The organism is Micromonospora sp. NPDC002389, assembly GCF_040296095.1.
In the GTDB taxonomy this organism is placed as follows: Bacteria; Actinomycetota; Actinomycetes; order Mycobacteriales; family Micromonosporaceae; genus Micromonospora.
Genome location: NZ_JBEOWP010000005.1, coordinates 163015 through 189224, shown reverse-complemented (window position 1 = coordinate 189224; position 26210 = coordinate 163015). Strand labels below are relative to the sequence as shown.

Genomic DNA, 26210 nt, shown 5'->3' with positions numbered 1-26210 from the left:
GCCCGACCCGCTACGGGCGGTCAGGCTTGATCCCTGCGCGGGTCGGGCTCCGGCGAAAACCTGTCGGGGCCCGGTCCGCCCGAGGCTGATTCTCCGCAGGTTCCGCCCTTGGTCGGCTTCTCCGTGGGGGACAATTGTCCTGATTGTTCCCTGTTGGTGGAGGACCGATGCCGCACTTTCCGATCAACCACCCGGCGCGGCCGATCTACCGGGTGCTGTCCGGCCTGATCGGGCTCTACATCCTGATCTTCGGGGTCTGGGGCACCGCGCTCACCTGGGGTGAGCCACTGTTCGCCCGAGATGGCAACTGGGCCCTCGGGCTCCGCACCAACCTGGCCTTCTCTCTGGTCTCCATCGCGTTCGGGATCGTGCTCATCGTCGGCGCGTCCCGGCGCGGCAACCTCGGCCACTACATGAACCTGACCGCAGGAATCGTCTTCCTGGTCACCAGCATCCTGATGATGTCGGTGCTCCAGACCGAGGCCAACTTCCTGAACTTCTCCATGTCGACCGTGGTCGTCTCGATGCTCTTCGGCCTGATCCTGCTCGGCACCGGCCTGTACGATAAGGTCGGCCCGCCCGAGCACGCCGAGGCCGAACGCAACCGTCGCTACCACCCGGTCGCCGAGATCCACCGCCGTCACTGACCGGCACCGCCCCCGGGCGGACCTCAGCGGACGCGCGTCGTGGTCAGCCCCGGCTTCGCCTCCAGGTGCGACAACCCGTTCCAGGACAGGTTCACCAGGTGCGCCGCGACCGTCTCCTTACGCGGCTTGCGCACCTCCAGCCACCACCGACCGGTCAACGCCACCATCCCGACCAGCGCCTGCGCGTACAGCTCGGCCAGCTTCGCGTCGTACCCCCGGCTGGAGAACTCCGCGCCCAGGATGTGCTCCACCTGGTGCGCGACGTCGTTCATCACGCTGCTGAAGTTGCCCGTCGCGGAGAGCACCGGCGACTCCCGCACCAGCACCCGGAAACCGCTGGTCTCCTCCTCGATGTACCCGAGCAGGGCCAACGCCGCCTGCTCCAGCAACTCCCGGGGATGACCGGCGGTCAACGCGGTGGTGATCCGGTCCAGCAGTGAGCGGACCTCCCGGTCCACCACCACCGCGTACAGCCCCTCCTTGCCGCCGAAGTGCTCGTACACCACCGGCTTGGAGACCTTGGCGCGGGACGCCACCTCCTCGATGGAGGTGGCGTCGAAACCGCGCTCGGCGAAGATCTGCCGACCGATCGCGATCAACTGCTCACGGCGCTGCGCCGCCGACATGCGTACCCGGGAAGGTGCCTTCGTCGACGTGGCCGGAACCGCGCGCCGACGGCGCTTGCCGCTCTCGTCGCTGGAGACCTCGGCCACCTCGTCACCTCGCCGGCGCTCGGTGACGCCCTGTCGTGGGATCCTGCTCGCGCTCTGCCCGGTCACCCGAACATACTGCCAGGTAACTTGTCGGTCGGTGGTCCGGTCACCGTCAGGCCGCCCCGGGCTCCGCCGGCTTCGCCATCTTCGCCGCGAGCCGCTCCGGCTTCGGCCAGCGGACGTCCCACGCGGCCCCCACCTTCTCGAACAGCCAGATCACCCGGGCCGAGATGTCGATCTGGCCACGCAGCACCCCGTGCCGGGCGCTCGTCGGATCGGCGTGGTGCAGGTTGTGCCAGCTCTCCCCGAACGACACCAACGCCAGCGGCCAGAAGTTGGCGGCCCGGTCACCCTGCCGCATCATGAACGGCCGCTCGCCGTAGACGTGGCACACCGAGTTGATCGACCAGGTGACGTGGTGCAACAGGGAGATGCGGACCAGGCCCGCCCAGAACAGCGCGGTCAGCGCGCCCTGCCAACTCCAGGTCAGCAGCCCGCCCATCAGTGCCGGACCCAACACCGAGGCGGCCGCAAGCAGGGGGAAGAGTGCGCTCGTCCGGCGGATGTCCCGGTCGGCCAGCAGGTCCGGCGCGAAGCGCTCCCGGTTGGACAGCTCGCGGCCGAACAGCCAGCCGACGTGCGCGTGGAACAGCCCCTTGGTCAGTCCGCCCAGCGTCGTCCCGAACCGCCACGGCGAGTGCGGGTCTCCCTCCAGGTCGGAGAAGGCGTGGTGACGCCGGTGGTCGGCGACCCACTGGATGATGTCGCCCTGCACGGCGAGCGAACCGGAGACCGCCAGTGCGACGCGCAGCCACCGCTTGGCCTTGAACGACCCGTGGGTGAAGTACCGGTGGTAGCCGACCGTGATGCCCAGGCCGGCCAGTACGTACCAGAACGCCGCGATGCCCACGTCGACCCAGCTCAGCCAGCCGCCCCAGGCCACCGGCACGGCGGCGACCAGCGCCGCGAACGGAATCACCACGAACGCCCAGAGCGCGACCAGGATGCCGCGCGACTGGGTGCCCTCGGTGAGAGGCTTCGGACCGGTCGGTTGGGAGTCGAGAACAGCGCTGGACATGGCACCTCGCAGGGGACGGTGAGACAGCAAACTACGCCTACGTCACCGTAACTTACGGCCTCGGAAGATCACATCAGGCAGCGATGCTTACCGATGCCCGAAGTGTCACACCCCGGTCCTAACCTGCACTCCATGACCGATTCTGGCGTCCGACGTTCCCGTGCCAAGGACGAGTTGCGTGCCCAGGCGCTGGTGTTGCGGTCCGCCGGCCACTCGGTGCCGGAGATCGCGCGGCGGTTGGGGGTGAGTCGCTCGACGGCCTATCTGTGGGTTCGGCACCTTCCCTTGCAGCGCGATCCGGACGATGTGCGGGAGCGTCGGCGCGCCCACTCCAAGGTCATGACCGACGCTCAGTGGGGGGAGTATCGACAGGAGCGTGATGCGGCGCGTGCGGCCACCGTCGAGGCGGCCGCCGGGTGGGTCAAGAGCCTGCGATATCGCGAGTTGGTGTTGGTCGGCGCGGCGCTGTACTGGGCCGAGGGCACCAAGGCCAAGCCCTGGCGGCCGAACGACTGTCGGGTGCGTTTCGTCAACAGCGACCCGGCGTTGGTCGCCCTGTTCGTACGCTTCGTGGAGGCGCTGGGCGAGCGGCGGGAGGCGTTGCGGTACCGCGTCTCGATCCACGAGACCGCCGACGCCGCGCAGGCGGTCAGGTGGTGGGCGGAGCAGGTGGGCGTGTCCCCCGAGTCGTTCCAGCCCACCACGCTCAAGCGGCACCGTCCCGCGACGGTCCGACTCAACACCGGGGAGACCTATCGGGGCTGCCTGAGTGTCGAAGTGCCGCGGTCCCGTCGGTTGTATTGGAAGATCGAAGGGATCATGAAGGGTGTGAGCGATGGCGTCGGCGACGCGGGGCGCTAAAGTGTAGGAGTCCGGCTAGCAGAAGCTTTGTCCGTTTTAGACCGTCCCGGGTCGTCTAATGGCAGGACGTCAGGTTTTGGTCCTGATTGTAGGGGTTCGAGTCCTCTCCCGGGAGCTTCGCCTGATCCGTGGCTGATGCCTGGTTAGCATGGCCGCGAGACTGTCCGCGTTCCGACGGGAGCCACCTCGTGTCCGAGCCCTACCCCCGTACCGTCGTCGTCCTTGCCGCCGGGGAGGGCAAGCGGATGAAGTCCGCGTTGCCCAAGGTGTTGCACCCGTTGCTCGGCCGGACGCTGCTCGGGCATGTGCTGAACGCGGCGCAGCCGCTGGCGGCGGAGCGGACGATGGTGGTGGTCGGCCACGGCGCGGACCAGGTCCGGGCGCATCTGGCCGAGGCCGCGCCGGGAGCCGTCCCGGTCCTGCAGGCCGAGCAGTTGGGCACCGGGCACGCGGTCCGGATCGCGCTGGAGGCACCGGAGGCGTCCGGCACGGTGGTGGTGCTCAACGGCGACGTGCCGCTGCTGCGGCCGGAGACGGTGGCCGGGCTGGTCGCGGCGCACGAGAGCGAGCGTGCGGCGGCGACCGTGCTGGCCGCCGAGGTGCCGGACCCCACCGGCCTGGGGCGGATCGTGCGCGACGCCGACGGCCGGTTGGAGCAGATCGTCGAGCAGCGCGACGCCACTCCGGCGCAGCTCGCCGTCCGGGAGATCAACGCCGGCATCTACGCCTTCGACGCGGTGCGGCTGCGGGACGTGCTCGGCAAGCTCTCCACCGACAACGACCAGGGTGAGGAGTACCTCACCGACGTCTTCAAGCTGTTGGTGTCGGCCGGTGAGCCGGTGGGCGTGCACCTGGCCGGCGACCACACCGAGACGCTCGGCTGCAACGACCGGGTGGAACTGGCGGGGTTGCGGCGGCTGCTGCGGGACCGGGTCAACGAGCGCTGGATGCGTACCGGGGTGAGTCTGCTGGACCCGGAGACGACGTGGATCGACGTGACGGTGGCCCTGGACCGGGACGCGGTGGTGGACCAGAACACCCAGTTGCGCGGCGGCTCGGTGGTGGGCGCGGGCGCGGTGGTCGGGCCGGACGTGACGCTGATCGACACGGTGGTCGGGCCGGGCGCGACGGTGCTGCGTAGCCACGCGGTCGGTGCCGAGGTGGGCGCGGGCGCGAGCGTGGGGCCGTACGCGTACCTGCGGCCGGCTGCTCGGCTGGCCGAGAAGTCGAAGGTGGGCACGTTCGTCGAGGTGAAGAACTCCGAGGTGGGGGCGGGCGCCAAGGTGCCGCACCTGTCGTACGTGGGTGACGCGACGATCGGGGCGCGGGCCAACATCGGCGCGGCGACGATCTTCGTCAACTACGACGGGGTGAACAAGCACCGCACCGTGGTCGGCGAGGCGGCCTTCGTGGGTTGTGACACCAGTCTGATCGCTCCGGTCGAGGTGGGCGCCGGTGCGTACGTGGCGGCGGGCAGCGCGATCAGCAAGGACGTACCGCCCGGTGCGTTGGGTGTGACGCGGGCGCCGCAGCGCAACGTGGAGGACTGGGTGACCCGTCGGCGGCCGGGTACGGCGTCGGCGGCGGCGGCCGAGCGGGCCTTGCAGGGTGCTCCGGGTGTGACCTCGGCCGCAAGTGAAGGTGAGGCAATCCACGGCGCCGCCGAGCCGGTGGGCGGTGCGTCCGGGGCGGGAGATACTGCAACCGAATAGTCCCCGGTCGACCACCACCGTGGCCGGGTACCACCGACCAAAACGGGAGCAGACGGGCCCATGGGCAGCATCGTCGCCGAAAACCGCAAGAGCCTGATGCTCTTTTCCGGACGTGGGTTTCCGGAGCTGGCCAGGGAGATTGGTGAGGTGCTCGGCGTCGCGCCGACGCCGGCCGACGCGTACGAGTTCGCCAACGGCGAGATCTTCGTACGCTTCAAGGACTCGGTGCGTGGATCGGACGCCTTCGTGGTGCAGTCCGTCACGCACGGGGTGAACACGTGGGTCATGGAGACCCTGATCATGGTCGACGCGTTGAAGCGCGGGTCGGCGAAGCGGATCACGGTCGTGCTGCCGTTCTATCCGTACGCGCGGCAGGACAAGAAGCACCGGGGGCGGGAGCCGATCTCGGCGCGGCTGATCGCCGACCTGTTGAAGACGGCGGGGGCGAACCGGATCCTCACCGTGGACCTGCACACGGCGCAGATCCAGGGCTTCTTCGACGGCCCGGTGGACCACCTGTTCGCGATGGACATCCTGGCCGAGTACGTGGAGCGCAAGTACGCGGGCCGGCCGATGACCGTGGTCGCGCCGGACTCGGGTCGGGTGCGGGTGGCCGAGCGATGGACCGACCGGTTGGGCGGCTGCCCGCTGGCGTTCATCCACAAGACGCGGGACCCGATGAAGCCGAACCAGGTGGTGGCGAACCGGGTGGTCGGTGAGGTCGAGGGTCGGGTCTGCCTGATCGTCGACGACATGATCGACACGGGCGGCACGATCTGCAAGGCGGCGGACATCCTCAAGGAGTCCGGCGCGGCGGACGTGATCGTGGCGTCCACTCACGCGCTACTCTCCGACCCGGCGACCGAGCGGTTGAAGAACAGCCCGATCAGCGAGGTCGTGGTGACCAACACGCTGCCGTTGCCGCCGGAGAAGCAGCTCGACAAGCTCACCGTGCTCTCCATCGCACCGCTGCTGGCCCGGGCGATCCGTGAGGTGTTCGACGACGGCTCGGTGACCACCCTGTTCGGTGGTCTGAGCTGACGTCGGTGCGGGCGGGTCGGTCGTTCGGACCGGCCCGTCCGAGGGTGTGGTGTCCGCTGCTCGCAGCGGTGACGAGCGGCCCGGCGGGGTGCGGCGGGGACTGCCGTAACTCCGGGAATCCGCTCGGGTAGACTGGTGCGGTTGCCACGGCGAGGGTGCCCTGCGGGCCGCTGAAAAGCGCCGCACGGAGGCACCGTGATCGACGCGGTGCTCCGGGCAGTCGTTCTGACGCATGAGCCCCTGCGAGCCCCCCGCCCAGCACCGCCAGACGACAAAGCTGCCGCAGCGAAGCATCAGGAGTTTCCCCGTGTCCGAGGTAAAGATCAGCGCCGAGCCCCGCACCGAGTTCGGCAAGGGTGGTGCCCGTCGTACCCGCCGGGCCGGCAAGGTGCCCGCCGTGCTGTACGGCCATGGCGAGAAGCCCAAGCACATCGCGCTCCCGGCCCGCGAGTTCGCGGCGGCCATCCGTAACGGTGGCGCCAACCAGCTCCTGGCCCTGGACATCAGCGACGGCACGCAGGCGCTGGCGCTGCCGAAGGCGATCCAGCGGGACCCGATCAAGGACACCTTCGAGCACGTCGACCTGCTGCTGGTGCGTCGGGGCGAGAAGGTCACCGTGGACGTGCCGGTGCAGCTGACCGGCGAGGCGGCGCGGGACACGCTGATCGTGCACGACCACGACACCCTCTCGGTGACCGCCGACGCCACCAAGGTGCCGGACCACCTGGAGGCGTCGATCGAGGGCGCCGAGGCCGGTTCCCAGGTCACCGCCGCCGACGTGCAGCTTCCGGCGGGCGTCGAGCTGGCCGCCGACCCGGAGATGGCGGTCGCCACGGTCACCGCGGCGCCGACCGCGGAGCAGCTTGAGGCGACGCTGCCCGAGGTCGAGACGGCGGACGCCGAGGCCGAGGCCGGGGTCGGCGAGGAGACCGCCGAGGCCGCCGAGCCGGCCGGCGAGGAGAACGCCGAGGCCAAGACCGAGGCCTGATCGGTCCGCAGGCTGTGCGACAGGCGTCCCCGTGCTTCGGGGGCGCCTGTCGACGTATCGGGGACGGCCGCCGGGTGGCGGTCCGCCGGGACGAGGGAAGGGGCGGGCGGTGACGGACGAGACCGGGCCCTGGCTGGTGGTCGGTCTGGGCAATCCGGGCCGGGAGTACGCGGGCAACCGGCACAACGTCGGCTTCCTGGTCGCCGACCTGTTGGCGGGTCGGCTGGGCGGCCGGTTCGGTCGGCACAAGCGGGCGGTGGCGGAGGTCGCCGAGGGACGCCTCGGGCTGGGCGGCCCGAAGTTGGTGCTGGTCAAGCCGTTGACGTACATGAACCTCTCGGGTGGGCCGGTGGCCGGTCTGGCCCAGTTCCACAAGGTGCCGCCGGGTCAGGTGATCGCGGTGCACGACGAGCTGGACATCGCGTACGGCCAGGTGCGGGTGAAGTGCGGTGGCGGCGAGGGCGGGCACAACGGTCTGCGCTCGATGTCGAAGTCGCTGGGCACGAAGGACTACGTACGGGTGCGGTTCGGCATCGGGCGGCCGCCGGGGCGGCAGGATCCGGCGGACTACGTGCTGTCGGATTTCGGCGCGGCGGAGCGCAAGGAGTTGGACTTCCTGGTGGATCGGGCGGCGGACGTGGTGGAATCCGTGGTCATTCGAGGCGTCGAACCGACGCAGAACCTCTACCACGGTGTGTGAGGTGCGGCTGTGACGACGGGAGCGCGGAGTATGAGCAGTCCACCCATGGCCGACGGGGCGTTCGCGCGGTGGTTGGCGGGCCGCGCCGGTCAGGCGTTGCTGCGTCTGCGGGCGGAGACGGGGTTCGCCGACGCCGGTGCCTTGAAGGCGGCGGGGGACAAGGTCTCGCACGACCTGATCCGGACCGAGCTGGCGAAGTGGCGTCCGGGTGACGCGGTGCTCTCCGAGGAGGACGAGGGTTCCCGGCTGGCGTGGACGGCCGAGGTGAACGAGGCGTCGCTCTCCCGGCTGACCGCCGAGCGGGTGTGGATCATCGACCCGTTGGACGGTACCCGCGAGTTCAGCGAGGAGGGGCGCGCGGACTGGGCGGTGCACGTGGCGCTCTGGGCGCGGGACGCGTCGGCCTCGCACGGTCTGGTGGCGGGTGCTGTCGGATTGCCGGCACAGCAGCAGGTGTTGGCCACGGACGTGCCGCCGGCGTACCCGGCGGAGGGGGCCGGGGGTGCGGACCGGCGGCTGCGTCTGGCGGCCAGCCGGAGTCGCCCGCCGGTGTTCCTGACCGACCTCGCCGAGGAGGTCGGGGCGGAGTTGGTGCCGATGGGATCGGCCGGCGCGAAGATCGCCGCGGTGGTCACCGGCGAGGTGGACGCCTATATCCACGCCGGGGGCCAGTACGAGTGGGACTCGGCTGCGCCGGTGGCTGTGGCGACGGCCACCGGACTGCATGCTTCCCGGATCGACGGTTCTGCGCTGAAATACAACGAGGCCGACCCGCGTCTGCCTGACCTGCTGGTGTGCCGGGCGGATCTCGCCAGCCGGTTACTTGCAGCGTTGCACCGGCATTGCGGGTAGCCTGGCGCTACTTTCTGACATCCCCGACCGGAAAGGTCTGGAAATCGGATGACCGAGCGAATCGAGCCGGTGTCATGACCGCCACCGCTGCCTACCAGGTGACGCATCTCGACGCGTTGGAGGCGGAGAGCATCTTCGTGATGCGCGAGGTGGTCGCCGAGATGGAGCGGCCGGTCCTGCTGTTCTCCGGTGGCAAGGATTCGATCGTGATGCTGCGCCTGGCGCAGAAGGCGTTCGCTCCGGCCCAGATCCCCTTTCCGGTGATGCACGTCGACACCGGCCACAACTTCCCCGAGGTGCTGGACTACCGGGACCGGCGGGTCGCCGAGCTGAACCTGCAACTCGTGGTGGCCAGCGTGCCGGAGGCACTGGCCAGCGGGTTGGTCCGCGAGTCGGCGGACGGGATGCGCAACCGCATCCAGACGCCGGTGCTGCTCGAAGCGGTGGAGAAGCACCGCTTCGACGCCCTCTTCGGCGGGGCCCGGCGGGACGAGGAGAAGGCCCGCGCCAAGGAGCGGGTGTTCAGCTTCCGCGACGAGTTCGGCCAGTGGGACCCGAAGAACCAGCGGCCGGAGCTGTGGTCGCTCTACAACGGCCGGCACCACCCGGGTGAGTCGATCCGGGTGTTCCCGCTGTCCAACTGGACCGAGTTGGACGTGTGGCACTACATCGCCCGAGAGCGGATCGAGCTGCCGTCGATCTACTACGCGCACGAGCGCGAGGTGGTCGAGCGCGACGGGATGCTCTACGCGGTCAACGAGTTCCTGCCCGCGCGGGCGGGGGAGGAGCGCTTCAAGGCCCAGGTGCGCTACCGCACCGTCGGCGACGCCTCCTGCACCGCGGCGGTGAGTTCGGACGCGGACACCGTCGAGAAGGTCATCGAGGAGGTCGCCGCGACCCGGATCACCGAGCGCGGGGCCACCCGGGGTGACGACCGGGTCAGCGAGGCCGCGATGGAGGACCGCAAGCGGGAGGGCTACTTCTGATGACCACCGAGACGCTCGCGCCGGGCGACGCCGAGGGCCGGGCCGTCGGGTCGGAAGGCCGACCGATGGACCTGCTGCGCTTCGCCACCGCCGGCAGTGTCGACGACGGCAAGTCGACCCTGATCGGCCGGCTGTTGTACGACACGAAGTCGCTGTTCACCGACCAGTTGGCCGCGGTGGAGGCGGTCAGCGCGGCCCGGGGCGACGAGTACACGAACCTGGCGCTGCTCACCGACGGCCTGCGCGCCGAGCGGGAGCAGGGCATCACCATCGACGTGGCGTACCGGTACTTCGCCACGCCCCGGCGCAAGTTCATCATCGCCGACACCCCCGGGCACATCCAGTACACCCGGAACATGGTCACCGGGGCGTCGACCGCCGACCTGGCGCTGATCCTGGTGGACGCCCGCAAGGGCCTGGTCGAGCAGTCCCGCCGGCACGCCTTCCTCTGCTCGCTGCTGCGGGTGCCGCACCTGGTGCTCTGCGTCAACAAGATGGACCTGGTGGACTACTCGCAGGACGTCTTCGAGCGGATCGCCGACGAGTTCACCGCGTTCGCGGCGAAGCTGGACGTGCCGGACCTGACCGTGGTGCCGATCTCCGCGCTGAAGGGCGACAACATCGTCACCCGCTCGGAGAGCATGCCCTGGTACGAAGGCCCGGCGCTGCTGCACCACCTGGAGCGGGTGCACATCGCCAGCGACCGGAACCTGGTCGACGTCCGGTTCCCGGTGCAGTACGTGATCCGGCCGCAGTCGAGGGTGGTCACCGACTATCGCGGCTACGCCGGTCAGGTCGCCTCGGGCGTGCTCAAGCCGGGCGACGAGGTGATGGTGCTGCCGTCCGGCTTCACCAGCCGGATCGCGTCGGTGGAGACCGCCGACGGGCCGGTCGCGGAGGCGTTCCCCCCGATGTCGGTGACGGTACGGCTGACCGACGAGATCGACATCTCGCGGGGCGACATGATCTGCCGCCCGAACAACGCCCCGGCGGTGGCGCAGGACATCGAGGCGATGGTCTGCTGGATGGACGAGAGCCGTCCGTTGCAGGTCGGCGGCAAGTACGCCATCAAGCACACCACCCGGTCGGCGCGGGCGATCGTGCGCGGCCTGCACTACCGCCTGGACATCAACTCGCTGCACCGCGACGAGGCGGCGACCGAGCTGCGGCTCAACGAGATCGGCCGGGTACGGCTGCGGACCACGGTGCCGCTGCTTGCCGACGAGTACCGCCGCAACCGGACCACCGGTGGTTTCGTCATCATCGACGAGACCACCAACCGCACCGTCGGCGCCGCCATGATTGTGGAGACCGCCTGACCGCACCGACCTGATCCCTACGGCGCGCGCCGGTCACCCTGGCCACCCCGGTCACCCTGGCCACCCCGGTCACCCTTGCCACCCTCGTCACCCTGGCCACCCTCGTCGGCCTCACCCGATGCCCCAGGGTGCGGCGACTCGTCGCAAGGTCATGCTCGATCCGGGATCGAGTGGTCTCATGGCGGCACCGAGACCACTCGATCCAGGATCGAGCGCGATCGTGGATCGCGATGCGGCGAGAGTGGGGCGCGATGCGGCGAGAGCGGGGGCGGCGTGGCGACCCATCAGCTCACCGGGGCACTGCTGGTCACCGCCAGCGGCACCCGGCTCGGGAAGCGAGCAGGGTCAGCTCGTCGGGGTGGTGCGGTGTCGGCATGTCGAGCTGATGCGTCCACGCCATCAGCTCGACAGGCGGCGTGCGAGGCCCTTGGGCGTCCGAGACACCTCGGGCCTGCGTGGCACCTCGGCGTGCGAGACCCTTGGGCGTCCGAGACACCTCGGCGTGCGAGACCCTCGGGCGGAGGAGACACCTGCGGAGCCGCAGGCGGCTGAGCGGGGTCAGGCGGGGCGGGTCAGGCGGGGCGGGCCAGGAGAAGCGGGTCAGGAGAGGCGGGTTGCGCCGGCGGCCGGGAGCACGGTGAACCGGGTGGGGGTGGCGTAGCCGCGGGCGGCGTAGGCCGCGCCGACGGCGTCGCCCACCTCGACGGCCCGGTCCGCCTCGACCAGGGCCAGCACGCAGCCGCCGAAGCCGCCGCCGGTCATCCGCGCGCCGAGCGCCCCGGCGGCGAGCGCCGTGTCGACGGCGGTGTCGACCTCTCCGACGGTGATGGCGAAGTCGTCGCGCATGGAGGCGTGCGAGGCGGTGAGCAGGGGACCGATCCGCCGGATCTCCCCGGCCCGCAGCAGGGCGACGCTGTCGCGTACCCGCTGGTTCTCGGTGACCACGTGCCGGGTCCGGCGGCGCGTCTCGTCGTCGGGCAGCCGGGCCAGCGCGTCGTCCAGGGCGTCGGCGGGTACGTCCCGCAGTGCCGGCACGCCCAGCAGGCTGGCGGCCTTCTCGCAGGTGGCGCGGCGGGACGCGTACTCGCCGTCGGCGTGCCGGTGCGGGGCGCGGCTGTCGATCACCAGGATCGCCAGGCCGTCGTGGTCCAGGTCGAACGGGATGTGGTCCACCTGCTCGGTGCGGCAGTCGAGGAAGAGGGCGTGGCCGGCCCGGCAGCGGATCGCGGCCGACTGGTCCATGATGCCGGTGGGCGCGCCCACGTAGTGATTCTCGGCGCGTTGCGCCAGCCGGGGCTGATGCGCAGCGGGCAGGTCCAGCCCGCCGAGGTCGACCAGCGCGGTGAGCACGGCGGCCTCCAGCGCGGCCGAGGAGGACAGACCGGCGCCGAGCGGCACGTCGGAGGCGACGGCCAGTCGAGCGCCGGGCACCGGGTGACCGGCCTCGCGCAGCGCCCACACCACCCCGGCCACGTACGCCGCCCAGCCGGTGACCCGGCCGGGGGCGGTCACCTCGTCGAGGCCGAAGTCGACCGTCTCGCCGGTCAGTTCGGACCAGACCGTCCAGTCGTCGGTGGGCCGGGGCGCTGCGGCGACGACGGTGCGCAGCGGCAGCGCGAACGGCAACACGAAGCCGTCGTTGTAGTCGGTGTGCTCGCCGATCAGGTTGACCCGGCCGGGAGCCGCCCAGCGGCCGGCGGGTGGCTCGGCGTACACCTGCCGGAAGCCGGCCTCGGCGCGGGCGGCGACGTCGGTCACGGCCGTTCCAGCACGTGCGCGCGGTAGAAGGCCCAGGCGTCGGAGACCATGTCGTGCAGGGTCGGCTTGCGTGGCTCCCAGCCCAGCTCGGCGCGGGCCAGCGCGGAGGAGGCGACCAGTTCGGCCGGGTCGCCCTCGCGGCGCGGTGCCACCTCCACCGGCACCGGGTGGCCGGTGACCTCGCGGACCACCTCGACGACCTGCCGGTTGGTGAAGCCGTTGCCGTTGCCGAGGTTGTAGATGCGGTGCCGTCCCGGGGTGGCCGCGTCGAGGGCGAGTAGGTGGGCGCGGGCCAGGTCGGCGACGTGGATGTAGTCGCGGACGCAGGTGCCGTCGGCGGTGGGGTAGTCGTCGCCGAAGAGTTGCAGCTTCTCCCGCCGGTCGGCGGCCACCTCCAGCGCGATGGGGACGAGGTGGGTCTCCGGGTCGTGTCGTTCGCCGAGGGCGGTGTCGCCGTCGAGGTACGCCCCTGCGACGTTGAAGTAGCGCAGCGAGACGGCGGCCAGGCCGTGCCCGATCGCCTCGGAGGTGAGCGCCATGTCGACGGCGAGCTTGGTCGCGCCGTACGTGTTGGTCGGGGCCTTGACCGCAGTCTCCGGGATGGGCAGCTCGGTCGGGTTGCCGTAGACGGCGGCGGTGGAGGAGAAGACCATCCGGGGTACGCCGGCGGCGCGTACGGCGTCGATCAGCGCCAGCGACCCGACGGTGTTGGTGTGCCAGTACTTCTCCGGGGCGGTCATCGACTCACCGGCGGCGATCAGGGCGGCGAAGTGCAGCACGCCGTCGAATCCCGCCTGCGGGGTGAGCACCCGGGCCGCGTCGTGGATGCCGGCCTCGACGTGGACGGCGTCGGGCGCGAGCGCCTCCCGGTGGCCGGTGCACAGGTCGTCCAGGACCACCACGTCGTGCCCGGCGTCGAGCAGCATCCGGGTCACCACGCTCCCGATGAAGCCGGCGCCGCCGGTGACGAGCAGTTTCACGTCGCTCTCCTCCTACCTGGACCTGTGGTGGTCACCCTACAACTCCACCACGACCAACCATTTCTGAACAGAGTCGAACACGGCCGGGGCGCGTCCCGCTGACTACCATCACTGTCATGCGGGCAGCGCGTCGGCGCGGACCCAGGCGACGGGGCGCACAGCGGTCCCGCCGCCAGCCCGGGCCGGTGGCCAGAGCCGTCGCCCGGGTGGTGGTGCGGGCGGCCGACGGCACCCTGCGACTCGTCACCGACCTGCTCGGCGCCGGGCCGGCCGCCGGACGGGAACGGATCAGCGAGGCCGAGCTGCGGGATCTGGTCGCCGCGAACACCGTGCTCGACCCGGTCGGTCGTCGCATCATCGACGAGGTGCTGGTGGCCGGCGCCAGCCTGGTCCGCGAGGTGATGATGCCCCGCACCGAGGTGGTGTTCCTCTCTGCGGCGCTGACCGTCGCCGAGGCGGAACCCCTGGTCCGGGCCGGTACGCACACCCGCTATCCGGTGGTCGACGGCACCCATGACGACGTGGTCGGTGTGGTGCACCTGCGCGACGTGCTGCTGCGCCCGGACCGCGACCCGGGCACCACGGTCGGCGAGCTGGCCCGGGAGGTCAAGCGGTTGCCGGCCAGCAAGCGGGTACTCGCCGCGCTGACCGAGATGCGGCGGGAGGGGCACCACCTGGCCGTGGTGATCGACGAGTACGGCGGCACCGCCGGCATCGTCACCTGCGAGGACCTGATCGAGGAACTGGTCGGCGAGATCCACGACGAGTACGCCGACACGCCCGAACCGGCCCTCGCAGGCCTGCCCACGGTGGTCGACGGCCGGCTCAACCTGACCGACTTCGCCGAGCGCACCGGCGTGCACCTGCCGCACGGTCCGTACGAGACGGTGGGTGGCTTCGTGATGGCGTCGCTCGGCCGGTTGCCCGGGCCGGGCGACGAGATCCCGGTGCCCGGGGCGGGCGACGATCCCACCCCCGGCGGCTGGCTGCTGCGGGTGCTCACACTGGAGGGCCGCCGGGTGGCCCGGCTCGCGGTCACCGTCGGCCGCCTGCCGGAACAGCGTCGCGATCCGGGTGGCGTCGCCGAGCGGGCGCGACCTGCCGGCCCGTCATGACGGACGCCGGGTGTTGCTGACAGAATCGGCGGCATGTCCGACGTTCCCGCCCGACCTCGCGTCTTCTCCGGCATCCAGCCGACGGCCGACTCGTTCCACCTCGGCAACTACCTGGGCGCGGTCCGGCACTGGGTGGCGTTGCAGGAGTCGCACGACGCCTTCTACTGCGTGGTCGACCAGCACGCGATCACGGCGGGGCACGAGCCGAAGGTGTTGCTCCAGCGGTCGCGGACGGCCGCCGCGCAACTGCTCGCCGTCGGGCTGGACCCGGAACGCTGCACCCTGTTCGTGCAGTCGCAGGTGCCCGAGCACGCGCAGTTGGCCTGGGTGCTGGGCTGCATCACCGGCTTCGGTGAGGCCAGCCGGATGACGCAGTTCAAGGACAAGTCCCAGAAGCAGGGCAACGAGCGGGCCAGCGTCGGGCTGTTCACGTACCCGATCCTGCAGGCGGCGGACATCCTGCTCTACCAGGCCCACGCCGTGCCGGTCGGCGAGGACCAGCGGCAGCACCTGGAGCTCTCCCGCGACCTGGCGCAGCGGTTCAACTCGCTGTTCGGCAAGACCTTCACGGTGCCCGCACCGCACATCGTGAAGGAGACCGCCAAGATCACCGACCTGCAGGACCCGACGGCCAAGATGTCGAAGTCGTCGTCCTCCCCGGGCGGCATCGTCGACCTGCTGGAGGACCCGGCCCGGTCGGCCAAGAAGATCCGCTCGGCGGTCACCGACACCGGTCGGGACATCCTCTTCGACGCCGAGACCAAGCCGGGCGTCTCCAATCTGCTCACCATCTTCTCCGCGCTGAGCGGGCGCGGCATCGACGACCTGGTCGCCGCGTACGCCGGCAAGGGCTACGGCGATCTCAAGAAGGACCTCGGCGAGGTGGTGCGGGAGTTCGTCACCCCGATCCAGCAGCGCACCCGCGCGTACCTCGACGACCCGGCCCAACTCGACAAGCTCCTCGCGGCCGGTGCGGAGAAGGCCAGGTCGGTGGCGGCGCCGACGCTGCGGACCGCGTACGAGCGGGTGGGCTTCTTCCCGCCGGTACGCGGCGAGTAGTCGCCCGCACGAGGGCGAGCAGTCGGTGGCCGGAGAGGTGACGCGGAGCGTGGATCAGGGCAGCGGTGTCCCGTCGACCGGTGACATCGTCCAGATCGGCATCGCGGTCGACATCCCCGAGCCGTGGGGCGGCGAGCTGACCCGACGTCGACTGGCCTCCGGCGACCCGAACACGGTGCCGGCCCACGTCACCCTGCTCGGGCCGACCGAGATCCCGGTCTCCGCGCTGCCCGAGGTGGAACGGCACCTCGACCGGGTCGCCGCCGAGCACCTGCCGTTCACCCTGCACCTGCGCGGCACGGGCACCTTCCGGCCGGTGACGCAGGTGGTCTTCGTGACGGTGGCGGCCGGCATCAGCGAGTGCGAACTGCTCGCCGCCGCGATCAACTCGGCCCCTCAGCTCCGCCGTGAGCTGCGCTTTCCCTACCATCCACACGTGACGGTGGCCCAGGACGTCGCGCCGGAGGCCCTCGACCGGGCATACGAGGACCTGGCCGACTTCTCCGCGATGTTCGAGGTGGAGGGCTTCACCCTGTTCTCGCACAGCGGGCAGACCCGGTGGCAGCCCCGCCGGGACTTCCGGCTGGGCGGCTGACCGGTGAACGTGCTGGGGCGGGTCGAGGCGGGCGTCGACCGTGGGCTGCGGGCCGCCCGCCACCGCTCCCCGGCCTTCGGGCACCTGTGGCGGGCCGGGGTGCGCTACACCGACCTGCACGGCGGGCGGCTGGCCGCCGCGATCGCCTACTACGGGTTCTTCGCGGTCTTCGCCCTCGCCCTGGTGTCGTACGCGGCCTTCGGCGCCATCCTGGACGAGAACGACGAGGTACGCGCGGGGGCGGAGGAGTTCCTTCGGGAGAACCTGCCCTTCCTCGACCCGGCGCAGGTGGCCGAGAGCAGCGGCACGGTCGGCGTGGTCGGTCTGCTGATCCTGGTCCTGACCGGGATCGGCTGGGTGGAGGCGATCCGCTCGTCGCAGCGGCTGATCCACGGGCTGGACCAGCATCCCGGCAATCTGATCGTCCGCCGCCTGGTCGACCTCGGCGTCCTGCTCGTGGTCTTCGTGCTGCTCGGCATCTCGGTGGCGGCGGTCGACGCGCTGGAGACGCTGCTGCGGTTCCTGCTGCGCAGCACCGGCTCGGTCGGGCTGACCACGGTCAGCGCGGTGCTCAGTGTGGTGGTGAACGCGGTGCTGGCGACGCTGCTGCTGGTGGCGGTGCCCCGGCTGCGGATGAGCCGGTCCCGGCTACGGCCGGTGGTGTTGCTCGTCGCGGTCGGCATCACGCTGCTCAACACCGTCGGGCGGTTCTGGGTGGGGCGGGTGGAGCACAACCCGGCGTACACCGTGGTGGCCACCGCCGTGGGCCTGCTGGTCTATCTCTATCTGCTCAACCAGTTGGTGCTCTTCGGTGCCGCGTTGGCCGCGACCAGCCGGCGCGGCCAGGTGGTCGACCTGGCCAGCCGCCCCCGACCGGTCGACCTCGACGCGGAGAGTGATCCCGGTACCCCGGGCGGGGCCGGCTGACCGTGATGTGAGGAACCCGCCCCGACCTCGTCGGCCACCGACGATGATGGGCCCGTGGGGGCACTCGTGACGTTGGACCTGCCGAGCGATTCACCGCTGCTCGACCTGCCGTGGATCATCACGTTCGGGCCGCTCGGTGACGCCGACGAGTGGGAGCCGGTGGTCTGCGGGCCGTACGAGCGGCCGCACGCGTTGGCGCTGGCCGAGGCGGTGGTGGCCGAGGAGCAGTTGATGGCGGTGGTCGAGCCGTTGGTGCCGGCCGTGAACGTGGCGCAGATCCGTGGTGAGATCGCCGCCGCGCAGCTCGCCGCCACCGACGAGACGGTCCGGGTGGACGAGGCCGACCTGTACGGCGACTACGAGGACCTCGTCGACGAGGAGGAGATGGCGGCGGCCGAGCGGGAGGACGCGAGCGGGCCGCTGCCGGTGCCGGACGAGGCGGAGCTGCGGGCCGGGTTCGCCCGGATCGCGACTCGGCTGCCCGGGGGCTGAACACCACCCGGCACCGGTGCCCGAACGTCGTCGTCCGGGCACCGGTGCCGGCACCGCACCCCCCACCACAAGGGGTCGTCGTCTCGGTCGCCCCGGCGGGGACCAGATCGGGTGATACCCCGGTCAGCGCCGTTCGAACCAGGCGGCCGTGTCGCCGGGGAGCAGGTGGCCGCCGTCGCGTTCGGTGAGCGGCGCGCTGGCCACGAGCGGCGTGCCGTACCCGTCGATCAGGACCGGCGAGTCGCCGGTGTTCACCACGCAGGTCAGCACCGTGGCGCCGACCTCCCGGTGGAACGCGAGCACGTCCGGGCCGGTCTGCCGCCAGGTGATGCCGCCGGTGCCGGCCAACGCCGGGTGGGTGTGCCGGATCCGCAGCGCCGTGCGGTACAGCTCCAGGGTCGAGCCGGGCACGTCGGACTGTGCGGCGACCGAGAGGGCCTGCCAGGTTGCCGGGGCCGGTAGCCAGCTCAGTGCGCTGCCGGCCGGTCCGAAGCCGTACGGCGCCAGGTCGCCGCTCCACGGGATCGGGACCCGGCAGCCGTCCCGGCTCTCCCCGGTACGCAGGAAGGCCGGGTCCTGACGCAGCTCGTCGGGCAGGTCGAGCACCTCGGGCAGCCCCAGTTCCTCGCCCTGATAGAGGTAGGCGCAGCCGGGCAGGGCGAGCATCAGCAGCGCGGCGGCGCGGGCCCGTCGCAGCCCGACCTCTCCGTCGCCGTACCGGGTGACGTGCCGTTGCCGGTCGTGGTTGGAGAGCACCCAGGTGGTGGGGGCGCCGACGATGGTGGACTCGCCCAACGCGGTGTCGATCACCTTGCGGAACGAGTCGGCCGACCAGGTGGCGTCGAGGAAGTCGAAGCTGAACGCCTGGTGCAGCTCGTCCGGGCCGATGTAGCGGGCCAGCCGCTGCGGGGTCTCCGCCCACGCCTCGGCCACCGCCATCCGGTGGCCGGGGTAGCTGTCCAGGATGGGGCGCCAGGCGCGGTAGATGTCGTGCACCTCGTCCTGGTCGAAGTAGGGCAGGCGGCCCTTGCCGAGCAGTTCTGACTGGCGGCGGCCGGTGGTCATCGAGCTGAAGCCGACGTCCGGCAACCCCTCCGCCTTGATCATGCCGTGGGCCACGTCGATGCGGAATCCGTCGACGCCACGGTCCAGCCAGAACCGCAGCACGTCCTCGAACTCGGCGCGTACCTCCCGGTGGCGCCAGTTCAGGTCGGGCTGGGCCGGGTCGAACAGGTGCAGGTACCACTGGCCGTCGGGAACCCGGGTCCAGGCCGGGCCGCCGAAGATGCTCTCCCAGTCGTTCGGGGGCTGCTCACCGTGTTCGCCCTTGCCGTCGGCGAAGAGATACCGCGCCCGCTCGGCGGAACCGGGGGCGGCGGCCAGCGCGGCCTGGAACCACGGGTGCCGGTCGGAGGTGTGGTTCGGGACCAGGTCCACGATGATCCGCAGGCCGAGCGCGTGCGCGTCGGTGATCATCGCTTCGAAGTCGCCGAGGGTGCCGAACATCGGGTCGACGTCGCGGTAGTCGGCCACGTCGTAGCCGCCGTCGACCATCGGCGAGGTGTAGAAGGGGGTCAGCCAGAGCGCGTCCACGCCGAGGTCACGCAGGTAGGGCAGGCGTTCGCGGATGCCCTGGAGATCACCGATGCCGTCGCCGTCGGAGTCGGCGAAGCTGCGGACGTAGACCTGGTAGACGACGGCGGATCGCCACCAGTCGGCGTCGGAGGTCAGCGGCGACGGAGGGCTGACGGTCATCGGGTGTTCCCCGTTCTGTGGTGCGGGACGGCGGCACCCGGGCATGGGCGAGGTGGCGCGGGTGTCTGAGAAGAATGCCGCGACGCCGCTGCAAGAGTCAAGCATTTCTTGCGCAAGGGCGGCGGTGGATGTGTCGCGCTGATGGGCGGTGGGCGGCCGAAATCAGCCCGACCTCAGGTGGGGCGGCGGTGGCAGGTGTCCGGCGTCACGCCGGAACGGACAGCGCCGGCGACGACGGTCGCCGACCCTGGTCGCCCTGCGGGGCGCTGTCGTCGCGGCGGACCACCGCGGTCGAGCCACGGACCACCAGCTCGGGACGGAACAGGTACTCCGAATGCGGGGCGGCGTGGCCGTTGATCTCGTCGACCAGGGCCCGGACCGCGGCGACCGCCATCGCGGCCACCGGCTGGCGCATGGTGGTCAGCGGCGGGTCGGTGAAGGCCATCAGCGGCGAGTCGTCGTAACCGACCACCGACAGGTCCTCCGGAACGGAGAGTCCGCGCTGCCGGGCGGCCCGGATCGCGCCGAGTGCCATCAGGTCCGAGCCGCAGACGATCCCGGTGGCGCCCCGCTCGATCAGGCGGCCGGCGGCGGCCTCGCCGCCCTCCACGCCGAACAGGGAGAGCTCGGTCAGCTCGCGCAACTCGTCGTCGTCGAGCTGGACGAGGCGACTCATCGCGGTCTTGTACCCGCTGACCTTGCGCTGCACCGGCACGAACCGGTCCGGCCCGGTGATCAGGCCGATCCGGCGGTGGCCCAGGGCGCCCAGGTGCGACACGGCCAACTCCGCCGCCTCGCGGTCGTCGCAGGAGACGAAGGGGGCCGGGATGCCGGGGGCGTACCCGTTGATCATGACGATCGGCAGCGGCCGGGCGATCAGGGTGCGGTAGCGGTCGTGGTCGGCGGCGGTGTCGGCGTGCAGCCCGGAGACGAAGACGATCCCGGAGACCTGCCGGTCGAGCAGCATCTCCACGTACTCGTCCTCGCGGACGCCGCCGGGGGTCTGGGTGCACAGCACCGGGGTGAACCCGGTCGGGGCCAGCGCCGACTCGATGATCTGGGCGAAGGCGGGGAAGATCGGGTTGTCCAGTTCCGGTACCACCAGGCCGACCAGCCCGGCACTGCGCTTGCGGAGCCGGGCGGGGCGCTCGTAGCCGAGCACGTCGAGGGCGGTCAGGACGGCCTGCCGGGTCTCGGGTGCCACACCGGGTCGGTCGTTGAGCACCCGCGACACCGTGGCCTCGCTGACGTCGGCCTGCTGGGCTATGTCGGACAGGCGAGCGCGCATGGGCGCACTGTAGCTCACCCTCAACTTCTTGCGCAGTGGTCGGCAAGAACTTGCAGAATCGAGCAGCGGGCGGCGGTTCGCCCCTGCAAACGTGCTCTCGCAACGGTTGTCGCCGGGACGCTGGGTGCGTTTGCGGTGTGCAGAGCGTGATTCACTCGCCGTCCACAGTCTGCGTGGGCCCCGCGAAATGCCGGTAAAGCCGCAGTTGTGGAGTGGTCAGGTTGCGGATCCGGCTCGGTTGTTGCGGTGATGTTCGCAAGGGGTTTCGAGTTACGAAAGTTCTTGCTAATGTCCCGCCGACACCCGGCAGGAATCTAGGAGCGAACATGCGTCGCACAGCCAGGGGGATCGCCGTACTCGCCTCCGCCACCCTCGCCCTCTCCGTCGCTGCCTGCGGCGGCGGCGAGGACAACCCGGCCGATGGGCAGTCCACCGTCGACCCCGCTTCCCTCACCGCAGAGCTGACCTGGTGGGACACCTCGGACCCGCAGAACGAGGGCCCCGCGTTCCAGGAACTGATCGCCAAGTTCAACCAGACGCACCCGAACGTGAAGATCAACTATCAGTCGGTCCCGTTCGGTGAGGCGCAGAACAAGTTCAAGACCGCCGCGCAGGCCAAGAGCGGCGCGCCGGACATCCTCCGCGCCGAGGTGGCCTGGGTGCCGGAGTTCGCCTCGCTGGGCTACCTCTACGCGCTGGACGGCTCCGAGCTGCTCGCCGACTCCGCCGACTTCCTGGAGACGCCGCTGGCGTCCAACAAGTTCGACGGCAAGACGTACGGCGTCCCGCAGGTCACCGACAGCCTGGCGCTGATGTACAACAAGGAGCTGCTCAGCCAGGCTGGCGTCGGCGCGCCGCCGAAGACCTGGGCGGAGCTGAAGACCGCCGCGCAGGCGGTCAAGGAGAAGACCGACGCCGAGGGCGTGTACGTCAACCCGGCCGGCTACTTCATGCTGCCCTTCATGTACGGCGAGGGCGGCGACCTGGTCGACACCACGACCCAGAAGATCGTCATCAACTCGGAGCAGAACGCGGCCGGGCTGGCGATCGCCAAGGACCTGATCACCAGCGGCGCGGCGGCCAAGCCGTCCGCCAACGACGCCTACGGCACCATGATGACCCTCTTCAAGGAGAAGAAGGTCGCCATGATCATCAACGGCCCGTGGGAGGTCAACAACGTCACGTCGGCCCCCGGCTTCGGCGGCCTGGAGAACCTGGGCATCGCCCCGGTGCCGGGCGGGTCGGCGCGGGCCGGTGGCCCGGTCGGCGGCCACAACTACGTGATCTGGTCCGGCATGCCGCAGGAGAAGGTGGACGCCGCCGTCGCGTTCGTCAAGTTCATGAGCTCCGCCGATTCGCAGGCGTTCCTGTCCGAGAAGCTCGGCCTGCTGCCGACCCGCACCTCCGCGTACGCCCTCGACCCGGTCAAGAACAACCCGGTCGTGGCCGCGTTCCAGCCGGTCGTGGAGGCCGGTGTGGGCCGCCCGTGGATCCCCGAGGCCGGTCAGTTCTTCGGCCCGCTCGACCAGATGGCCACCGAGGTCCTGATCCAGAACAAGGACCCGAAGGCCGCGCTGGACACCGTGGCCCGGAAGTACAAGGCCGAGGTCGTGCCCGGCTACGGGCTCTGACCGCCCGCGCCGGCTCCGGCCGGTGACCTTTCGGCACCCGGCAGGGTCGCGCGGCCGTCGCGGTCGCGCGCCCCTGCCGGACTTCTCCTCGGGAGCGCTGATGACCACCGTGACAGCCGACCCGGCGCCGTCGTCCACGACGCCGCCCGGCCGGTCCGCTCGAACGTCCCGGCTGCGCCGCAGTTGGGACAAGCACTGGTACGCCTGGGCGATGGTGCTGCCCGTCGTGATCGTCCTGGCGGTGCTGATCTTCTATCCGCTGTTCCGCGGGATCTGGCTCTCCTTCACCGATCTCACCGAGGCCAACCAGGTCGCCGAGATCTGCACCAAGTCGATCACCGGCAGCGAGGTCTGCCGGGACAACCCCAACAAGTGGGAGTTCGTCGGCCTCGACAACTACGTCCGCGTCCTCACCGGCCAGGTCGGCGAATTCTGGCAGTGGACCGGCACCACGCTGATCTGGACGTTCGTCTGCGTGGCCTGCCACTTCGGTCTCGGTCTCGGCCTGGCCACCATGCTCAACCGGCCGATGTGGGGCCGCAGCATGTACCGGGTGCTGCTGGTGCTGCCCTGGGCGGTGCCGGCCTTCGTCAGCGCCTTCGCCTGGAAGTTCATCTTCAACGAGCGCTTCGGCCTGGCCAACGCCCTGCTCTCGGCGGTCGGGATCGACCCGGTCTCCTGGTTCGCCGACCGCTGGACGGCGCTGCTGACCGCCATCGTGACCAACATCTGGCTCGGCGTGCCGTTCATGATGGTGGCGCTGCTCGGCGGGATGCAGACGATCCCGTCCGAGCTGTACGAGGCAGCCGAGATCGACGGTGCCTCGCCGTGGCAGCGGTTCGTCAACATCACCCTGCCCGGCCTGCGTCCGGTCAGCATGACCGTGGTGCTGCTCGGCACCATCTGGACGTTCAACATGTTCCCGATCATCTTCCTGGTGACCGAGGGGCAGCCGGCGGGACAGAGCGAGATCCTGGTGACCGGTGCCTACCGGGCGGCGTTCGAGGGCATCCGCAACTACTCGCTCGCCTCCACGTACGGCGTACTGATCCTGTCGATCCTGCTGGTGTTCTCGGTGTTCTACCGGCGGGCCCTGCGCAAGCAAGGCGAGGTGTGGTGATGGCGCAGGCACGCAGACCCGCGCAGGCGCGCAGCCGCCGTTCCCCGGTGAAGTCGGTCCTGCTGCACGGCACGTTGATCCTGGCCTCGCTGATCGCGGTCGGCCCGATCGCCTGGGTGCTGCTGTCGTCGCTCAAGCCCGGGTACGCGATCCAGAGCAGCGAGCTGACCCTGTTCCGGGACACCACGCTGGCCAACTACAGCTACGTGCTGACCAGCACCAACTTCCCCCGGTGGTTCCTCAACTCGGTGGTCGTCGCGGCGTTCACCATGGGGATCGGCATCTTCCTGTCGGCCACCACCGGCTACGCGGTGTCCCGGTTCAACTTCCCGGGCCGCCGGCCGCTGATGATGGTCTTCCTGGTCACCCAGATGTTCCCGGTGGCGATCCTGATCGTGCCGATCTACACGATCATGGCGCGGCTCGGGCTGATCAACACGATGCCCGCGTTGATCATCGCGTACCTGACCATCGCGGTGCCGTTCTGCGCCTGGATGTTGAAGGGCTACTTCGACTCCATCCCGACCTCGCTGGACGAGGCGGCGGCGCTGGACGGGTGCGGCCCGTTCGCCACCTTCTGGCGGGTGGTGTTGCCGTTGGCCCGCCCGGCGGTGGCGGTCACCGCGTTCTACACCTTCCTCACCGCATGGGGCGAGGTGGCGTACGCGTCGGCCTTCATCCAGACCGACAACAAGTTCACCCTGGCCTACGGGCTCCAGCAGTTCGTGCCGCAGTTCAACCCGCAGTGGGAGTACCTGACGGCCGCCGCCGTCCTGGTCACCATCCCGGCCGGGCTGGTCTTCTTCTTCGCCCAGAAGCACCTCGTCTCCGGCCTGACCGCAGGGGGCACGAAGGGCTGACCGGAAGGCCCTCTACTACAAACCGTCGTTGATAGGGCAGGATGGGCCGGGTGGAAGCACTTCGACTCATCCTCCTCTACGGCCACCTGATCGGCTTCGCGCTGCTGCTCGGCGGCGCGATCGCCCAATACCTCACCGGCAAGATCCGGATCAACGCCGCGATGCTCTGGGGCGCGGTGATCCAACTTGCCACCGGCATCGGTCTGTCGGCTCCGCTGCGTGACGGCGACGAGCCGGCACCGGCGAAGCTCGGCGTGAAGCTGGTGCTCGCGCTGATGATCTTCGTAATGGTCTTCTTCTCCCGCAAGCGGGACGAGGTCAACCGGGGACACTTCCTCGCCATCGTGGGATTGACCCTGGTCAACGCCGCTGTCGCGGTCTTCTGGTGATGGGCGGCGAGCCCGCCGATCATTGCTTGAAAAGGACTTAACGGACGCACCTACGCCCACTTGCCGCCGCCCTGAGTGATCTGCCCCACCGGAGCATTACGTACGGGTAACAGGCCTCCAACAGTCCTGCACGATTGTCGTTCGGCAGGTGGGCGCGGGCGTACGCTCTGCGTCCGTAACGTGGGATGCCGGCGGCACAGCGCAAGCCGGTTCAAGGGCAGCCACCGCAACCACGCGGTGTGCAGTGGGAAGGAGACGTCTTGCGCTCGGTGCGTGGGATGCGGATCGCCTCGGTCATCGCGGCGGGTGGGCTCGTACTGAGCGCCGCCGCCTGTGGCGAGGCCCCGGATGAGGACAACAACGCCGGTACGGGCGGCGAGAAGTTCACCGCCTGTATGGTCACCGACGTCGGCGGCATCGACGACAAGTCGTTCAACGCCTCGGCCTGGAAGGGCCTGCAGGACGCCAAGGCCGAGAACAGCAACATCGAGATCAAGAACACCGCGTCCAAGGCCGAGGCGGACTACGAGCCGAACCTCACCCAGTACGTGAACCAGGACTGCAACTTCATCCTGGCCGTCGGTGGCCTGATGACCGACGCCACCAAGAAGATCGCCGAGGCGAACACGGACCAGCAGTTCGCGATCGTCGACGCCAACCCCGGGGTGGGCAACGTCTACCCGATGGAGTTCGACACCGCCCAGGCCGGCTTCCTCGCCGGCTACGTCGCCGCCGGCATGAGCGAGAGCGGCAAGGTGGCCACCTACGGCGGCATGAAGATCCCGCCGGTGACCATCTTCATGGACGGCTTCGTCGACGGCGTCGCGCACTACAACCAGGCCAAGAGCGCCAACGTGCAGGCCCTGGGCTGGAACAAGCAGACCCAGAACGGGTCGTTCACCAACGACTTCATCAAGCAGGACGAAGGCAAGAAGGTCAGCGACGCGCTGGTCGCCCAGGGCGCGGACATCATCATGCCGGTCGCCGGCGGCGCCGGCCTGGGCACCACCGGTGCGGCCAAGGCCTCCGGCGGCAAGTACAACACCATCTGGGTGGACGTCGACGGCTGCGAGAGCACGCCGGACTGCTCGGCGATCATCACCACCGTGGTGAAGAACATCCCGGGTGCCGTCAAGGAGGCCGTGCTCAAGGCCGCCGGTGGCGAGAAGCTCAACGCCGAGGAGGGCTTCGTCGGCACGCTGGCCAACGACGGCGTCTCGATCGCCCCGTACCACGAGTTCGACAGCAAGGTCCCGGCCGAGCTCAAGGCCGAGGTCGACAAGCTGAAGGCGGACATCGCCGCGGGCACCGTCAAGGTCGAGTCGGCCGCCCAGCCGAAGTGAC

Annotated in this window: 25 protein-coding genes and 1 tRNA gene; 20 read left to right on the top strand and 6 right to left on the bottom strand. The window is 70.3% G+C overall.

The features are described 5' to 3' along the window. The first annotated feature begins 167 nt into the window (after positions 1 to 167). Positions 168 to 647: a DUF4383 domain-containing protein gene (locus tag ABT008_RS11975; protein WP_350695863.1), complete on the top strand. Its 480-nt coding sequence runs from the start codon at positions 168 to 170 to the stop codon at positions 645 to 647. Between the two features lie 23 nt (positions 648 to 670). Here ABT008_RS11975 and ABT008_RS11970 read toward each other — a convergent pair whose 3' ends face one another. Further along, the gene (locus tag ABT008_RS11970; RefSeq protein WP_350696175.1) at positions 671 to 1360 is read right to left on the bottom strand and encodes a TetR family transcriptional regulator; all 690 of its coding nucleotides are present in this window, start codon (positions 1358 to 1360) and stop codon (positions 671 to 673) included. A 112-nt stretch (positions 1361 to 1472) separates the two neighbouring features. Then, positions 1473 to 2438, bottom strand: coding sequence for an acyl-CoA desaturase (locus tag ABT008_RS11965; protein WP_350695861.1), 966 nt, complete (start codon positions 2436 to 2438; stop codon positions 1473 to 1475). Between the two features lie 132 nt (positions 2439 to 2570). On the opposite strand from ABT008_RS11965, the gene ABT008_RS11960 reads away from it, so the two are divergent. From ABT008_RS11960 to cysN, 9 genes are all read left to right on the top strand, one after another. Beyond that, positions 2571 to 3299, top strand: coding sequence for a helix-turn-helix domain-containing protein (locus tag ABT008_RS11960; protein ID WP_350695860.1), 729 nt, complete (start codon positions 2571 to 2573; stop codon positions 3297 to 3299). Positions 3300 to 3343: 44 nt separating this feature from the next. Then, positions 3344 to 3414, top strand: a tRNA-Gln gene (locus ABT008_RS11955). 73 nt (positions 3415 to 3487) lie between these two features. Beyond that, positions 3488 to 5011: a bifunctional UDP-N-acetylglucosamine diphosphorylase/glucosamine-1-phosphate N-acetyltransferase GlmU gene (glmU, locus tag ABT008_RS11950; protein WP_350695858.1), complete on the top strand. Its 1524-nt coding sequence runs from the start codon at positions 3488 to 3490 to the stop codon at positions 5009 to 5011. A gap of 60 nt (positions 5012 to 5071) precedes the next feature. After that, complete coding sequence (locus ABT008_RS11945) at positions 5072 to 6052, top strand: ribose-phosphate diphosphokinase (RefSeq protein WP_131051673.1); 981 nt, start codon at positions 5072 to 5074, stop codon at positions 6050 to 6052. Positions 6053 to 6359: 307 nt separating this feature from the next. Next, positions 6360 to 7040, top strand: coding sequence for a 50S ribosomal protein L25/general stress protein Ctc (locus tag ABT008_RS11940; RefSeq protein WP_350695857.1), 681 nt, complete (start codon positions 6360 to 6362; stop codon positions 7038 to 7040). A 109-nt stretch (positions 7041 to 7149) separates the two neighbouring features. Then, positions 7150 to 7740: an aminoacyl-tRNA hydrolase gene (gene pth, locus ABT008_RS11935; protein ID WP_350695855.1), complete on the top strand. Its 591-nt coding sequence runs from the start codon at positions 7150 to 7152 to the stop codon at positions 7738 to 7740. A 30-nt stretch (positions 7741 to 7770) separates the two neighbouring features. After that, on the top strand, positions 7771 to 8592 hold the full coding sequence (locus ABT008_RS11930; RefSeq protein WP_350695854.1) for an inositol monophosphatase family protein: 822 nt from the start codon (positions 7771 to 7773) through the stop codon (positions 8590 to 8592). A gap of 74 nt (positions 8593 to 8666) precedes the next feature. Further along, positions 8667 to 9578, top strand: coding sequence for a sulfate adenylyltransferase subunit CysD (gene cysD / locus ABT008_RS11925; protein WP_350695852.1), 912 nt, complete (start codon positions 8667 to 8669; stop codon positions 9576 to 9578). Further along, positions 9578 to 10897 carry a sulfate adenylyltransferase subunit CysN gene (cysN, locus tag ABT008_RS11920; RefSeq protein WP_350695850.1) on the top strand — a complete coding sequence of 440 codons (1320 nt, stop codon included), beginning with the start codon at positions 9578 to 9580 and terminating at the stop codon, positions 10895 to 10897. Before cysD ends, cysN begins: the two co-directional genes overlap by 1 nt. Before the next feature lie 600 nt (positions 10898 to 11497). Here the strand turns inward: cysN and galK are convergent. Both galK and galE read right to left on the bottom strand, forming a co-directional pair. Beyond that, positions 11498 to 12655, bottom strand: coding sequence for a galactokinase (galK, locus tag ABT008_RS11915; protein WP_350695849.1), 1158 nt, complete (start codon positions 12653 to 12655; stop codon positions 11498 to 11500). Next, complete coding sequence (gene galE / locus ABT008_RS11910) at positions 12652 to 13635, bottom strand: UDP-glucose 4-epimerase GalE (RefSeq protein ID WP_350695847.1); 984 nt, start codon at positions 13633 to 13635, stop codon at positions 12652 to 12654. The genes galK and galE overlap by 4 nt, the downstream gene beginning before the upstream one ends. Before the next feature lie 116 nt (positions 13636 to 13751). Between galE and ABT008_RS11905 the strand changes: the two genes are divergently transcribed. The 5 genes from ABT008_RS11905 to ABT008_RS11885 are packed head-to-tail and all read left to right on the top strand — an operon-like array spanning position 13752 to position 17823. After that, on the top strand, positions 13752 to 14750 hold the full coding sequence (locus ABT008_RS11905; RefSeq protein WP_350695846.1) for a hemolysin family protein: 999 nt from the start codon (positions 13752 to 13754) through the stop codon (positions 14748 to 14750). Positions 14751 to 14783: 33 nt separating this feature from the next. Then, a complete protein-coding gene (gene trpS, locus ABT008_RS11900; RefSeq protein WP_350695844.1) occupies positions 14784 to 15809 on the top strand; it encodes a tryptophan--tRNA ligase in 1026 nt (341 codons plus the stop codon). Positions 15810 to 15858: 49 nt separating this feature from the next. Continuing rightward, positions 15859 to 16404 carry a 2'-5' RNA ligase family protein gene (locus tag ABT008_RS11895; protein WP_350695842.1) on the top strand — a complete coding sequence of 182 codons (546 nt, stop codon included), beginning with the start codon at positions 15859 to 15861 and terminating at the stop codon, positions 16402 to 16404. 3 nt (positions 16405 to 16407) lie between these two features. Further along, entirely contained in the window at positions 16408 to 17331 is a 924-nt protein-coding gene (locus ABT008_RS11890; RefSeq protein ID WP_350695840.1) for a YihY/virulence factor BrkB family protein, read from the top strand. A 54-nt stretch (positions 17332 to 17385) separates the two neighbouring features. Further along, positions 17386 to 17823 carry a hypothetical protein gene (locus tag ABT008_RS11885; protein ID WP_350695839.1) on the top strand — a complete coding sequence of 146 codons (438 nt, stop codon included), beginning with the start codon at positions 17386 to 17388 and terminating at the stop codon, positions 17821 to 17823. A gap of 123 nt (positions 17824 to 17946) precedes the next feature. Here the strand turns inward: ABT008_RS11885 and ABT008_RS11880 are convergent, their stop codons facing one another. Both ABT008_RS11880 and ABT008_RS11875 read right to left on the bottom strand, forming a co-directional pair. Further along, positions 17947 to 19578 carry a glycoside hydrolase family 13 protein gene (locus tag ABT008_RS11880; RefSeq protein ID WP_350695838.1) on the bottom strand — a complete coding sequence of 544 codons (1632 nt, stop codon included), beginning with the start codon at positions 19576 to 19578 and terminating at the stop codon, positions 17947 to 17949. Between the two features lie 205 nt (positions 19579 to 19783). Beyond that, positions 19784 to 20866 carry a LacI family DNA-binding transcriptional regulator gene (locus tag ABT008_RS11875; RefSeq protein ID WP_350695837.1) on the bottom strand — a complete coding sequence of 361 codons (1083 nt, stop codon included), beginning with the start codon at positions 20864 to 20866 and terminating at the stop codon, positions 19784 to 19786. Between the two features lie 326 nt (positions 20867 to 21192). On the opposite strand from ABT008_RS11875, the gene ABT008_RS11870 reads away from it, so the two are divergent. The 5 genes from ABT008_RS11870 to ABT008_RS11850 all read left to right on the top strand — a co-directional run bounded on the left by ABT008_RS11870 (position 21193) and on the right by ABT008_RS11850 (position 26209). Next, the gene (locus ABT008_RS11870; RefSeq protein ID WP_350695836.1) at positions 21193 to 22497 is read left to right on the top strand and encodes an extracellular solute-binding protein; all 1305 of its coding nucleotides are present in this window, start codon (positions 21193 to 21195) and stop codon (positions 22495 to 22497) included. Between the two features lie 100 nt (positions 22498 to 22597). Beyond that, entirely contained in the window at positions 22598 to 23617 is a 1020-nt protein-coding gene (locus tag ABT008_RS11865; RefSeq protein WP_350695835.1) for a carbohydrate ABC transporter permease, read from the top strand. Continuing rightward, positions 23617 to 24477, top strand: coding sequence for a sugar ABC transporter permease (locus ABT008_RS11860; RefSeq protein ID WP_350695834.1), 861 nt, complete (start codon positions 23617 to 23619; stop codon positions 24475 to 24477). Before ABT008_RS11865 ends, ABT008_RS11860 begins: the two co-directional genes overlap by 1 nt. A 50-nt stretch (positions 24478 to 24527) precedes the next feature. Then, a complete protein-coding gene (locus ABT008_RS11855) occupies positions 24528 to 24866 on the top strand; it encodes a hypothetical protein (RefSeq protein ID WP_350695832.1) in 339 nt (112 codons plus the stop codon). A 278-nt stretch (positions 24867 to 25144) separates the two neighbouring features. Next, on the top strand, positions 25145 to 26209 hold the full coding sequence (locus ABT008_RS11850) for a BMP family lipoprotein (protein WP_350696174.1): 1065 nt from the start codon (positions 25145 to 25147) through the stop codon (positions 26207 to 26209). Position 26210 lies beyond the last annotated feature (1 nt).

What these genes read in the sequence shown, in the direction of transcription:
- ABT008_RS11975 (WP_350695863.1), top strand. Translation starts at nt 168, where the DNA reads ATGCCGCACTTTCCGATCAACCACCCGGCGCGGCCGATCTACCGGGTG.
- ABT008_RS11965 (WP_350695861.1), bottom strand. Translation starts at nt 2,438, where the DNA reads ATGTCCAGCGCTGTTCTCGACTCCCAACCGACCGGTCCGAAGCCTCTC.
- ABT008_RS11960 (WP_350695860.1), top strand. Translation starts at nt 2,571, where the DNA reads ATGACCGATTCTGGCGTCCGACGTTCCCGTGCCAAGGACGAGTTGCGT.
- ABT008_RS11945 (WP_131051673.1), top strand. Translation starts at nt 5,072, where the DNA reads ATGGGCAGCATCGTCGCCGAAAACCGCAAGAGCCTGATGCTCTTTTCC.
- ABT008_RS11930 (WP_350695854.1), top strand. Translation starts at nt 7,771, where the DNA reads ATGAGCAGTCCACCCATGGCCGACGGGGCGTTCGCGCGGTGGTTGGCG.
- cysD (WP_350695852.1), top strand. Translation starts at nt 8,667, where the DNA reads ATGACCGCCACCGCTGCCTACCAGGTGACGCATCTCGACGCGTTGGAG.
- cysN (WP_350695850.1), top strand. Translation starts at nt 9,578, where the DNA reads ATGACCACCGAGACGCTCGCGCCGGGCGACGCCGAGGGCCGGGCCGTC.
- ABT008_RS11905 (WP_350695846.1), top strand. Translation starts at nt 13,752, where the DNA reads ATGCGGGCAGCGCGTCGGCGCGGACCCAGGCGACGGGGCGCACAGCGG.
- trpS (WP_350695844.1), top strand. Translation starts at nt 14,784, where the DNA reads ATGTCCGACGTTCCCGCCCGACCTCGCGTCTTCTCCGGCATCCAGCCG.
- ABT008_RS11880 (WP_350695838.1), bottom strand. Translation starts at nt 19,578, where the DNA reads ATGACCGTCAGCCCTCCGTCGCCGCTGACCTCCGACGCCGACTGGTGG.
- ABT008_RS11875 (WP_350695837.1), bottom strand. Translation starts at nt 20,866, where the DNA reads ATGCGCGCTCGCCTGTCCGACATAGCCCAGCAGGCCGACGTCAGCGAG.
- ABT008_RS11870 (WP_350695836.1), top strand. Translation starts at nt 21,193, where the DNA reads ATGCGTCGCACAGCCAGGGGGATCGCCGTACTCGCCTCCGCCACCCTC.
- ABT008_RS11865 (WP_350695835.1), top strand. Translation starts at nt 22,598, where the DNA reads ATGACCACCGTGACAGCCGACCCGGCGCCGTCGTCCACGACGCCGCCC.
- ABT008_RS11860 (WP_350695834.1), top strand. Translation starts at nt 23,617, where the DNA reads ATGGCGCAGGCACGCAGACCCGCGCAGGCGCGCAGCCGCCGTTCCCCG.
- ABT008_RS11850 (WP_350696174.1), top strand. Translation starts at nt 25,145, where the DNA reads ATGCGGATCGCCTCGGTCATCGCGGCGGGTGGGCTCGTACTGAGCGCC.